13 protein-coding genes, 1 tRNA gene and 1 pseudogene are annotated in these 10,913 nt (G+C 35.8%); 6 read left to right on the top strand and 9 right to left on the bottom strand.

All coding sequences use genetic code 11. The features are described from left to right. The 7 genes and pseudogenes from JMM81_RS14395 to JMM81_RS14425 form a co-directional block, all read right to left on the bottom strand. Entirely contained in the window at nucleotides 1-387 is a 387-nt protein-coding gene (locus JMM81_RS14395) for a MarR family winged helix-turn-helix transcriptional regulator (RefSeq protein ID WP_305367813.1), read from the bottom strand. A 313-nt stretch (nucleotides 388-700) separates the two neighbouring features. Beyond that, a complete protein-coding gene (locus JMM81_RS14400; RefSeq protein ID WP_305367814.1) occupies nucleotides 701-1,303 on the bottom strand; it encodes a CBO0543 family protein in 603 nt (200 codons plus the stop codon). Between the two features lie 260 nt (nucleotides 1,304-1,563). Further along, a complete protein-coding gene (locus tag JMM81_RS14405) occupies nucleotides 1,564-2,568 on the bottom strand; it encodes a DUF3231 family protein (protein ID WP_256242250.1) in 1,005 nt (334 codons plus the stop codon). Between the two features lie 510 nt (nucleotides 2,569-3,078). Continuing rightward, nucleotides 3,079-3,615, bottom strand: a complete 537-nt coding sequence (locus tag JMM81_RS14410; protein ID WP_256242251.1) for a universal stress protein — start codon at nucleotides 3,613-3,615, stop codon at nucleotides 3,079-3,081. A 141-nt stretch (nucleotides 3,616-3,756) separates the two neighbouring features. Next, nucleotides 3,757-3,960 carry a hypothetical protein gene (locus tag JMM81_RS14415; protein WP_256242252.1) on the bottom strand — a complete coding sequence of 68 codons (204 nt, stop codon included), beginning with the start codon at nucleotides 3,958-3,960 and terminating at the stop codon, nucleotides 3,757-3,759. Nucleotides 3,961-4,117: 157 nt separating this feature from the next. Further along, nucleotides 4,118-4,627: a DUF2798 domain-containing protein gene (locus JMM81_RS14420; protein ID WP_256242253.1), complete on the bottom strand. Its 510-nt coding sequence runs from the start codon at nucleotides 4,625-4,627 to the stop codon at nucleotides 4,118-4,120. Between the two features lie 279 nt (nucleotides 4,628-4,906). After that, nucleotides 4,907-5,300: pseudogene (locus JMM81_RS14425) on the bottom strand (IS4 family transposase); the annotation flags it as partial. A 486-nt stretch (nucleotides 5,301-5,786) separates the two neighbouring features. Between JMM81_RS14425 and JMM81_RS14430 the strand changes: the two are divergent. From JMM81_RS14430 to JMM81_RS14445, 4 genes are read left to right on the top strand one after another with little or no spacing between them, the layout of a single operon-like run. After that, nucleotides 5,787-7,328: a spore germination protein gene (locus JMM81_RS14430; RefSeq protein WP_256242268.1), complete on the top strand. Its 1,542-nt coding sequence runs from the start codon at nucleotides 5,787-5,789 to the stop codon at nucleotides 7,326-7,328. 31 nt (nucleotides 7,329-7,359) lie between these two features. Continuing rightward, the gene (locus JMM81_RS14435) at nucleotides 7,360-8,553 is read left to right on the top strand and encodes a Ger(x)C family spore germination protein (RefSeq protein WP_256242254.1); all 1,194 of its coding nucleotides are present in this window, start codon (nucleotides 7,360-7,362) and stop codon (nucleotides 8,551-8,553) included. Between the two features lie 6 nt (nucleotides 8,554-8,559). Continuing rightward, nucleotides 8,560-8,793 (top strand): hypothetical protein, encoded by a 234-nt coding sequence (locus tag JMM81_RS14440; RefSeq protein WP_256242255.1) that lies wholly within the window; start codon nucleotides 8,560-8,562, stop codon nucleotides 8,791-8,793. Nucleotides 8,794-8,811: 18 nt separating this feature from the next. Continuing rightward, complete coding sequence (locus JMM81_RS14445; RefSeq protein ID WP_256242256.1) at nucleotides 8,812-9,927, top strand: GerAB/ArcD/ProY family transporter; 1,116 nt, start codon at nucleotides 8,812-8,814, stop codon at nucleotides 9,925-9,927. 34 nt (nucleotides 9,928-9,961) lie between these two features. On the opposite strand, the gene JMM81_RS23120 is transcribed toward JMM81_RS14445, so the two are convergent. Beyond that, the gene (locus tag JMM81_RS23120; RefSeq protein WP_375162390.1) at nucleotides 9,962-10,141 is read right to left on the bottom strand and encodes a Spo0E family sporulation regulatory protein-aspartic acid phosphatase; all 180 of its coding nucleotides are present in this window, start codon (nucleotides 10,139-10,141) and stop codon (nucleotides 9,962-9,964) included. Beyond that, entirely contained in the window at nucleotides 10,113-10,304 is a 192-nt protein-coding gene (locus tag JMM81_RS14450; RefSeq protein WP_375162391.1) for a type II toxin-antitoxin system PemK/MazF family toxin, read from the bottom strand. Before JMM81_RS14450 ends, JMM81_RS23120 begins: the two co-directional genes overlap by 29 nt. An 88-nt stretch (nucleotides 10,305-10,392) precedes the next feature. Between JMM81_RS14450 and JMM81_RS14455 the strand changes: the two genes are divergently transcribed. Both JMM81_RS14455 and JMM81_RS14460 read left to right on the top strand, forming a co-directional pair. Further along, nucleotides 10,393-10,701 carry a hypothetical protein gene (locus tag JMM81_RS14455; protein ID WP_256242257.1) on the top strand — a complete coding sequence of 103 codons (309 nt, stop codon included), beginning with the start codon at nucleotides 10,393-10,395 and terminating at the stop codon, nucleotides 10,699-10,701. Nucleotides 10,702-10,729: 28 nt separating this feature from the next. Next, a tRNA-Gln gene (locus JMM81_RS14460) sits at nucleotides 10,730-10,803 on the top strand. Nucleotides 10,804-10,913 lie beyond the last annotated feature (110 nt).

The raw sequence follows: 10,913 nt of genomic DNA on the forward strand, positions 1-10,913 counted from the left end.
TTATCTCGAGTTCGAGATATTTTGCCTAAAAACTCCTGCTTCTACTCTATTATTTACTTTTTTCAAAAGCTTTACGATTGTCTCTGCCTCATCATAATTTAATGATCCAAACATGTAATCCACCAGTTCTTGATGATCCGGCATGACTTTGTTCATTAAATCCATTCCAGCATCCGTTAATGTCACATGTATGGCTCGTCGATCATCAGGACAAGCTTTTCGATTTAACAAACCTTTTTGTTCTAATTTATCGATAACATAGGTCATTGAACCACTAGAAATGAGTATGCTATTACCTATCTGCTGAATGGTTTGCTTCCCCTTAAGATAAAGTACTTCTAAAACAGAAAATTCGGTAATGCTTATCTTATTATTGATCATTTCCATCCTTATTCGCTCCTGGATTGCTTTGGATGTTTGCATTAATACCAGATAAGGCTGATTTGTACATTTTCCTTCCATTTAAGCACCTCTAAACCATTTAACTTCAAATACAATATATTTAATTAATATATCTTGAATTAAGTTATTTTTAATATAGCCTTATATTAATACTTTCATTCTTTTGTGTCAATAACCTTTTTATATTTAAGTATTTTTCTTCAATTTTGCTGAAACAACCTCTAATACAAAAACATAATCTTCGTTACCAGAGGTTACTTTTAAAGGGTCATAGTTGAATAGGTTTTTAAAAGTCCTTCTATTTCAAAGAACCAAGATAATATCCTCCAAGAAAAATAGTCACAATAAGGATAAAATGAATAATTGCCCAACCAAGTCTACCGAATTTCAAATGATTAATATTGATGGGCTTTCTTAAACCTTTAGGAATGATGATACCTCCAACCCATTCAAAAACTAGAAGGTATATCCACCACCATGTATAAGAATCCCAAAAATCCCACTTAAAGTTATATTTGATTAGTCTTGTATTTGTTAATGCCCATGTTTCAAAAAAAATTCCTATATGAATAATGGTCCAATAAAAAGGTATTTTCCACCCCCATTTCTCTGGACTATAACGAACTGATAATAGAACCATTATGGGAAAGGATAATGTAATTACAGTTATAGGCATCATTTCAAGGGTAGGAAATAATAAATATGGAAATGAGTAAAAATCCAATTTCACAAATATATAGCAAAGAATGTTTCCGACTAAAGCCGATAAAATAAATAATAAACCGTATCTATTCTTATCTAATCTTAAAAAAGAAATAAGAAACAAAAAGCCAATGATAAGAACAATAATATAGATAAAAGATTCGGCATTAAAACCAATATTTACATATTCAGTTAGCATTTTATACACATTTCCCTACCTAATTTTTTATGGTTATGAGAGTAGCATTCTTAATTAGGAATAAGACTTCAAGGGTAAGCAGTTTGTTAAGAATGCCATCTTTGACTTAAGGATGGAGTACTCTTAAATTAATGTCTTATTCTCATTGATGTAAGAAAAAGGAAAGCACCGTACTTTGCTTGCCTTTTTCGTCGCAGTTTAGGCCACTCTTATTAATAAACAGAAAAACACATTATCACTTTTCATCGAGCTTCATGGCATTAGTTCTGTATTAATTGGTCACGGTCATCTGCTTGTGGAGGTTCCTCCATCCAACCGTGTTTAATCATAATATTGGCTCCATCTTCAGCATACAGTGAAATTTCTGGAATTAAAGACGCATATTTCAATCCTATATCTCTTCTTGGACTTGCTGCCATGGCCATTCCATAATTCCCGATCCCTGCCGCAATCATTCCTGATATATGAAACATGATTAATTTATCCGAAAAAATGCTTGTTATCGTATCTAAAACAGCTGAATCCCAGCTCATAGGGGTCGGCAAATCTTCTTTTATTAAAAACTCACTGAATATATCGATGTGTTTTTGAGCGATTTGTCTCCCTCTTAACAAAAATTGTTTCACTTCTTCCTTTTGAGCAACCTGAGCAAACCCTGTTATTAGTGCTTTCCCAATTGAATTCGTTTGAACATTTAAAAATAAATGACTGATCTCTACTGCAGTAATCGACCTCTTTTTTCCAAAGAACCCAGCTAAAAATTGTTGTCTCTCTACAAAATCCACCTTATCAGGAGTAGAGATAAAAGGAGGCTTTATATAGGTTCCTTGTTTTAACATTAAATCGCGTGTCAGGTCTTGTAACGCTACACTTTTCTTTAGTATACGCTTATGAAAAGAAACCATATCTGGACGTGTAGCCAATCCTAGTGCCGCACTACTAGCTGCCATGGCAAGAATAGACATTTGTCGTAAATACATTAAGAAAAAAGTATCTGTAAAGAGTCTTGGAGCTTTTGGATTTACGTCTTGATCCGTGAATCCGATAGGTATAGGGAACCCCTCTTTTGTAAACATCTCCTGCATGATCGAAAGGTTCTCTTTAGCCACATTCAATGTAAATTCAATAACAGGGCGTACTTCCTCATCTTCCACTTTTTCTAAGAAATATGTAGTCATACAGACTCCTAGTGTATCGTTTATATATTGGACCCATAAAGTAGCCATTTCCGCAGAAGTTAACCGCATCTTTGTTTTATCTTCCATTTATATCCCCCACCTTCCTAAACCAAGAAAGAATTTCCATTGTATTGAATAACAGCTTAGAATCGTACATTGATAAATCTTCCTCCTATTATGTATCTTAGTAAACAGTATTACCTATATTTGGGGAAAATATGGGGATTAATTAAGATTGCACATCCCTTTTTGACATGGTTAAGGTTTTACAAAAAGGCTTTGTTACATCATATTGTTGCTGCTACAAAGGCCTTTGGTGTACACGTTCAGCTACGTTATTCATTCGAATAAAACACGCTGCCCATGCACACCAAAGGCCATTTTCAACCATAATCATTAACGCAGCCTACAAAAAAAAGCTTGTTTTGAAAAAAATTTGATCAAAACAAACTTTTAATCTATTCAATTGAAGCATTCTTTCATAAAGAAGACTTCCATCCCTTTTCCAATTGCTCTTGATTCACGAGTCTTTTTAATTGCCAAATTTGTCATTCCGTCATAACCATTGAAGCATCTTGAATCGTTGCTAACGTCTCACTAAAATCCGTAAGCTCTAGAGGAAAAATACTCCTTATTCGGTACTCGTCCTCTTTTTTCTTCTCTTTCTAACCTGGAGCCGAAGCCTCCTTCAGTAGGTAAATCAGGTCTACGAATAACTAAAACATCACATTTAGCTGAACGTACGATTGCTTCAGATACGGAACCAATTAAGAAACGTTCAACAGCATTTAGCCCCGTAGCCCCACACATAATTAAATCAGCCCCGACTAAGTGAGCAAGCTCTTTCGTGATGATCTTTTTTGGAGAACCATATTCGATTACTACCTTTACGTTTTTAACACCTTCAGCCTCGGCTTTTGCCTTGTAGCTATTTAAAAGTTCTTCTGATCGCTGCTGTATATCTGAACGGTCAACAATTGAACGGTCATAAGCTTCGAATGAACTATCGATTACGTTTACAATGTTTAATATGGAAGATTCGTTACGTTTTGCAACATCGATTGCTTTGATAAATGCGTATTCAGCTTCTTTTGAACCGTCTACAGCTACTACAATACTTTTATAATGATTCATCTGCCATAATCTCCTTCTAACATGATTTCAAGCTATTCTATCTGTAAAAGATGCTTACATGTAGATTCAGTGCATGGTAATGGAAATTCTGTACCTTGTGTAAAGAATCAGTTATATTTATTTAAGATTTTATCTTGAGACTCATGGGGCTCTTTCATAAATAAAGACAAACGATGAGTCATTCTTCTTTTCCATTTGGAAAGTGGTGATAAAGCGACCTTTTGAAAGGTTACGTACTTTTAAAATTTCGTTTAATCCTACACCTACATATCCGTTTTGCTGGAAAAGAGTTGTCGCGATGTCGATTATCATCGATTTTTTATAAATTCCAACAGTTGATCTCATCCGTACCAACCAGTCTGTTTACTTACTATATCAAAACTTTTTTCTATAATGCAAGATTTTATTTTTTTTGTAAATTTTTCATGTATGAAAATATATGAAAAAGACCACCGATTGGTGGTCTTTTTCGGGCAACTAAAGCATCCTTTGTTAAATAATGTTATTCTACCGTCATCGTTGCATAATTTTTTTTATCTTGATGAACATGCATTTTCACCATCACAAATCTTGCAATTGGTTGAATCACTAAGCTTTCTGCAATGATAACAATCACGAAGTTTCGTGGCCAATTTGTTAAGAAATTGTTAAAGATTTCAGAACTAAAACCATTCCCTACAATATCGCCGATAAATGTCATGGCCATTGACATTCCAAATACGGTAAAAATAATACGGAATAAAATTTTGGCATTAAAGCTATCCGTTGGTTTAGTAAATTTTTCAACTAAAGCTTCTGCAATACGACCGATAACAGCTGGTTCAATAATCATAACAATAATCCACATAATCGGTAAAGTCTTCAAAATGGTTAAGGCAACCTCTCCCGTGAATTCGTCAACACCGAGAATGACATTTAATGATGTCATTAATATAACGGTCAATGTAGAAATGATTGTACCGTACAATAGACCCTCTTTTCTGTTTCTTGGTAATCTTATATCTTGTTTCATTTTTTTCTTCCTTTCAAAAAAGTATTTTAAATCGTACCGCTACATGATTTGGCGTTTTAAAAACATTTAATCCTACACCCAAATATCCTTTTTGCTGGAAAAGCGATGTCGATTATCATCGATTTTGTATCCATTCCCGTAGTAGACCTCCTCCGTACCAACCAGTCTGTTTTAAACTATATCAAATTAACATTTTATAAGTCAATAATTTTTTAACTCTCTAATAGTATCAGTATTCACAATTTAGACACAATTATTGGTGTATCCCCATGCCCATCAAGCTAAGGAATCAGGTAGATGAAACACAGCCGCATCTAAAACCCGAATGCGTTCGAAAACAGAAATCATATCTGAAGATAACGCTTGTGTCACACAGAGTTTCTGTGTAAGGAGAGAAGTAAAGACTTCTCGAAGGAAGGCAACAGCTGCTGGATTAAAGCATGGATTTAGTCCCTCTTGGCTCATGAGTACGCCCGTCGAAGTCTCTAAACGACTACATAGTTGCGGGCTAAGCCAAACAAACGCAAAGGGCAATAAGTTCGTCTGCTTGATATTTACTAGATCGCTGTACAAAGCCCACTTGTTTGGCGATGTCTTGTGGGACTACTAGAGATAGACGATGTTGTAATTCTTGTGAGAATAGAAGTAATGTTTCAGAAAGCGAGAGATCCATGAAAAAACGCCATCCTCTTCAAGTATTTTACTGAAAGAATAACGTTTTTTTCACTTTGGGGGAAATTCGTTTTGTTAGCTTGATGGGCATGGGGTTTGTCCAAAAAATCAAGATTTTCTGAACAATACCTTAGCATATGTTTTGACTGGTAGGACCCCTATTACTCGCTCTAAAATTCTGATCAAATCTCTTCCTTCCTTAACAACTCCATCATGAATTCATTTTTCTCTTTGGATTCAGCAACATGAAATTAAGAGGGAAAAGAAATAAAGTGAGTAAAGCTGGTTTAGCATTTATACAACTGTTAATACTAAATACAGTCCAAAACGAATAAATGAAAGAACTAATTGAAAAATAAGAGATTGCCTTTTTTTGGGGGATTTCATTATTTATATTGTGAGGTGACTAGCACTGAAATCACGAGTTCCGACCTCCTTAAAAAAATTATTAAAAGATAAACAGGTTGCAAAATCAAACAAGCAATCTATAAAAAATCAGGATATACAGTCCCAATCAACGAATCAAATATCAACCGATCTTAAGTACAATATCGACCATATTAAGAAAACATTAGGAAATAGTTCGGACATCGTTACAAGAGAATTTCTAGCGGGTGAAAATGGAGATCTTAAATTAGAGATTATTTTTACTGATGGTCTTTCTGATAAAACCTTTATTCAGGATTTTATTCTAAAAACACTCATCGTTGATATTCGAGATGCACAATTAAATTCCAATAAGGACCATTCATCTAATGTTTTTGATTTGATTAAATCCCATTCCCTTCCCATCGGAGAGATAAAAGAGATTAGTGATTTTAAAAAGCTTTTTTCTCATTTGCTATCTGGTGACACCATCATGTTAGTCGATGGGTTTTCAAAGGGATTTACCCTCAGCTCAAGAGGGTGGGAGGATCGGGGCGTGCAGGAGCCCTCCTCCCAAACCGTTGTAAGAGGACCAAAAGATGGATTTTCAGAGACACTAAGGACGAATACAGCCTTAATCCGTCGGAGAATTAAAGATCCGAATCTATGGATGGAAACCAAACAAGTTGGAACGAAAACGCAAACAGACGTTGCAATCATGTATTTAAAGGGAGTTGCCAATGATAAAATCGTCAAAGAAGTACAAAGTCGTATTAACCGGATTAATATTGATTCTATCCTTGAAAGTGGTTACATAGAAGAGCTGATTCAGGATAACCACTATTCCCCGTTTCCAACAGTTTTTAATACGGAAAGACCGGACGCAGTTGCCTCGGCGATTTTAGAAGGAAGAATTGCGATTCTTGTCGACGGAACACCCTTTGTGCTGATTGTTCCTGCTCTATTTGTCCACTTCTTCCAATCAAGCGAAGATTATTATCAAAGGGCGGATATCGCATCATTCGTACGTTTACTACGGTATTTTGCTTTTTTCCTGGCCTTGCTGACACCATCAGCCTATATCGCGGTAACAACGTTTCACCAAGAAATGTTGCCGACCCAATTGCTGACCAGCCTTGCTGCCCAGCGTGAGGGTGTTCCTTTTCCAGCATTTATTGAGGCGGTTCTGATGGAGGCAACCTTTGAAATCTTGCGTGAGGCAGGGATTCGAATGCCTAGAGCGGTTGGTTCAGCGATATCGATTGTCGGAGCTTTAGTTATCGGGCAAGCAGCTGTTGAGGCGGGAATTGTTTCAGCAACAATGGTGATTGTCGTTTCGTTAACAGCAATCTCAAGCTTTGTCTCTCCAACCTTTAATATGGCAATTGCAGCGAGACTGATACGGTTTCCGCTCATGATTCTTGCTGCATCATTCGGTTTGTTTGGAATTCTGTTAGGACTTATTGTAATGGTCCTTCATTTAAATAGTTTAAGATCGTTCGGAATCCCCTATTTAGCTCCGAATGCACCATTTATTTTACAAGACCAAAAGGACAACTTTGTTCGACTGCCGCGTTGGTCACTTCATACGCGGCCGCGCTTAATTAATCAAAAAAATTTAGATCGGGAAGATACACCGCCTCCAAAACCACCAAACTCGTAAACAAAGGCATATGATTCAAGGGGGATAAAGTGTGAAAAAAACAATTTGTTTATTTATTATATTTCTTTTTATGGTCGTTTTTTTGAGCGGATGCTGGAGTAGAAAAGAGTTAAACGAACTCGCCATTGCTGTTGCTTTAGGGATTGATAAAACAGAAGATGGATATCTTGTAACCGTCCAAATTATTAATCCCTCAGAGCTCGCTGGTCAAGTCAAGTCTGGACGCACGGAAATTGTAAGATTCACGAAAACAGGAGATACGGTATTTGAGGCAGGGAGAATGTTATCCACAGACGCACCGAGAAGAATTTATTTAGCCCATCTTCGTCAAATTATTTTTGGCGAGGAACTAGCAAGGGAAGGAATTGGAAAAACTCTCGATATGCTTTCAAGACATCATGAAATGCGGACGGATTTCTATATTACGGTCGCCAAGGGAAGCACCGCTTCCGAAATTTTGAATGTTCAAACTGCTCTAGAACCCATGCCAGCGAATAAACTTTTTAGTGCCTTGCAAAATTCTGAAGAGATTTGGGCCCGAACAAAAGCCGTTCAATTGGATGAGTTAATCACAAGTATTACGAGCAAAGGAAAAGAACCTGTATTAACAGGGATTTACATATACGGTGATCCTAAATCTGGCAGTAAGTTTTCCAATGTACAAGATGTTTCACCTGAATCCGGACTAAGAATCGACGAAATTGCTGTTTTTAAACAGGATAAACTTTTAGGGTGGGTAAGCAGTGATGAAAGTAAGGGTTTTAATTATGTAACAGATAATGTAAAAAGTACTGTTGAAAACATACCGTGTGAAGATGGGAAAATTACGATTGCAACGATTCGCTCCAAAACAGATGTCAAAGGAAAGATTGAAAATGGAAAACCGAAAATCGACATTCAAGTCACTTCAGAAGGAGATATTGGTGATGTTCAGTGTAAGGTTGATTTATCAAAACCAAAAACCATTAGAGATTTAGAAGAGAAATACAAAAACAATATAAAAGATAAAATGGAAAAAGCAATCAATCGTGCTCAAGAGGATTTTCAAAGCGATATTTTTGGTTTCGGCGAAGCGATTCATCGAGGTGATCCGAAAGCATGGAGACGTCTTGAACCAAATTGGGAACAAGAATTTGCAAATTTAGAAGTAAGCATTAATGTAAAAGCAGAGATTCGCCGGTTAGGCACGGTTACAGAATCCTTTCAAAAAGAAATCAAGGAGTAAGAAACGATGTTTATAATCATTGGAATTTTGCTTATTGGGGCGATTATTTCTTTTTTCGAAATCTCACCCCTTGTAAAAAAGAAATGGTGGAGAGAAATTATCGTCTATTTTCTACTGCTTTCAGTAGGTCTTACTTTAAGTATTTTATTAATCAAAAATGTTACGATACCATCTCCTTTAGACTTGATTATAAAAATTTATAGTCCCGTTACTTCATTCTTCGAACGGATTCTATCCTAGGGAGGTGACTCACCAATTATGCTTGAAAAAGGAAAAATTAACACCGGTGAATTTCTTATATTAGTCATCGTATTTGTGATAGGTACTGCGATACTTAATGCACCAGCTTTACTTGCAAAGTTTACAAAACAGGATGCATGGATTGCTTCTGCCTTAGCGACTCTCATCGGCTTATTTTTTGTATTCCTATTTAACCAATTAGTCGCCCTTTATCCATCCTTAACTTATGTAGAAGTTAATGAAAAAGTATTTGGAAAATGGATTGGGAAAATCGCATCGCTTCTGTATCTTTTTTATATTTATCACCTTATTCTTGGTGGGCTCAGAGGTATAGGGGATTTTTTTACTACGCAAATATTAGTTGACACACCTATCCAAATCATTATGATCTTGTTTTTAATCACGATCTTAATTGGTGTACGTTTAGGATTAGAAGTCATCTGCCGTTCTGCAGTAATCTTTCTCCCATGGATCGTATTGCTACTTTTTCTATTATTCTTATTTCTTATCCCTCAGCTCAAAATAGAAAATATTCAACCTATTTTTGGAGAAGGCATAAAACCAATGATGAAGGGCTCATATAACCATTTGGGTCTCCCCTATTTACAGCTTGCTATATTCTTAATGATCACACCATATGTTACTGGAAAAGCAGAACTGAAAAAATACTTTTATAAAGGAACATTAATTGGAGGACTCGTCTTATTCTTTGTGGTTATGTTTAGTATTTCAGTATTGGGTGCTGATATTACCGCAAGACAAACCTATCCTTCTTATGTATTAGGGAAAAAAATAAGCATTGGTAATTTTTTAGAACGGATCGAAGTGGTAGTGGCAATCATTTGGATACTTACAATCTATTTCAAGCTGGTGATTTCCTATTATGGACTCACTCTAGGATTGGCTCAAGTATTGGGATTGAAAGATTACAAAGTATTGGTTTTTCCATTAGCATTTTTAACCATTACCGCTTCTATCTTCTCCTTCCCAGATATTGTATATTTCCAAGACTATATCGCTAAAACGTTGACACCTTATTCCTTAACGATTTGTTTTTTCCTGCCGCTATTATTATTAATAGTTGGTAAAATAAGAAAAAAACATTCTGCCTCCAAAGCTTCCAATGATTCTTAAAAAAATTACTTCATACATTTTTTGAATATAGCCATCAAAAAAGTAAAAAAATCCTTATATTCATAATGTAACAACAGGATTTTTGGTCAAACTTTTGTGTGTTATTCATTTTTAGTTTTTGATACCTCGTGATAAGCTCGTCTAACTTCTGACTGTAGAAAATGGTGTCATTAAAATTAGAAGGATTAGAGTTTTTTAAAATATAAAAATATATGTATTTTGGCTAAACAATCATTCACAATTTCTTCAGGAACCTGTCCTTTTACTTGAAGATTACGGGCCCGCCAATCCAAACTTTTTACTTGATCAGTTAAAACAACACCTTGAAAAGCTAAACCATCACAGCTAATTAAGTGGGGAGGAAATATTTTTTGTATAAGTTACCCTGAATTTGCAAAGTTTAATAATTGTTGGTTTTTCATTTGAACTACTCAACACAATATCTACCTAGGGGGTAAATTATTTATGACACAGCAACAGCAACAACAAATGCAACAAGCTATTCAATCTGCTCAACAAGCACAACAGGCTATTCAATCTGCTCAAGCAAGTGCAAACCCACAACAAATGCAACAGGCACAGCAACAGCTTGAACAAGCACAGCAACAATTGCAACAAGTTCAAAACCAAACAGGGGCTCAAGCAACTCCACAGCAACAACAACAATTACAACAAGCCCAGCAGCAGATTCAACAGGCTCAACAACAAGTTCAGCAGGCTCAAGTACAACAAAGTTCAGCTCAACAACAAAATCAACAAAACCGTTACCAATAATACTTATCCCCTTCACAGGGGGTTTTGTTGGACTATAGCCAAGTGGTAAGGCAACAGACTTTGACTCCGTGATCGTTGGTTCGAATCCAGCTAGTCCAGCCAAAACTTTCACCTAATAAAATTTCATACATATAATATATTTGGGAAGTATCCCGATTCCTATCCTAGTTTGCTACGTTTCAAAAATCACCTTACAGGTGGTTTTTTGTTCA

Origin of the sequence: Bacillus sp. V3B (genome assembly GCF_024494465.1) — a bacterium.
In the GTDB taxonomy this organism is placed as follows: Bacteria; Bacillota; Bacilli; order Bacillales; family Cytobacillaceae; genus Bacillus_BD.

Coding starts and splice junctions, on each gene's coding strand:
- JMM81_RS14445 (WP_256242256.1), top strand. CDS start 8,812: ATGCTTGAAAAAGGAAAAATTAACACCGGTGAATTTCTTATATTAGTC.
- JMM81_RS14400 (WP_305367814.1), bottom strand. CDS start 1,303: ATGCTAACTGAATATGTAAATATTGGTTTTAATGCCGAATCTTTTATC.
- JMM81_RS14395 (WP_305367813.1), bottom strand. CDS start 387: ATGGAAATGATCAATAATAAGATAAGCATTACCGAATTTTCTGTTTTA.
- JMM81_RS14410 (WP_256242251.1), bottom strand. CDS start 3,615: ATGAATCATTATAAAAGTATTGTAGTAGCTGTAGACGGTTCAAAAGAA.
- JMM81_RS14455 (WP_256242257.1), top strand. CDS start 10,393: ATGACACAGCAACAGCAACAACAAATGCAACAAGCTATTCAATCTGCT.
- JMM81_RS14405 (WP_256242250.1), bottom strand. CDS start 2,568: ATGGAAGATAAAACAAAGATGCGGTTAACTTCTGCGGAAATGGCTACT.
- JMM81_RS14420 (WP_256242253.1), bottom strand. CDS start 4,627: ATGAAACAAGATATAAGATTACCAAGAAACAGAAAAGAGGGTCTATTG.
- JMM81_RS14415 (WP_256242252.1), bottom strand. CDS start 3,960: ATGAGATCAACTGTTGGAATTTATAAAAAATCGATGATAATCGACATC.
- JMM81_RS14440 (WP_256242255.1), top strand. CDS start 8,560: ATGTTTATAATCATTGGAATTTTGCTTATTGGGGCGATTATTTCTTTT.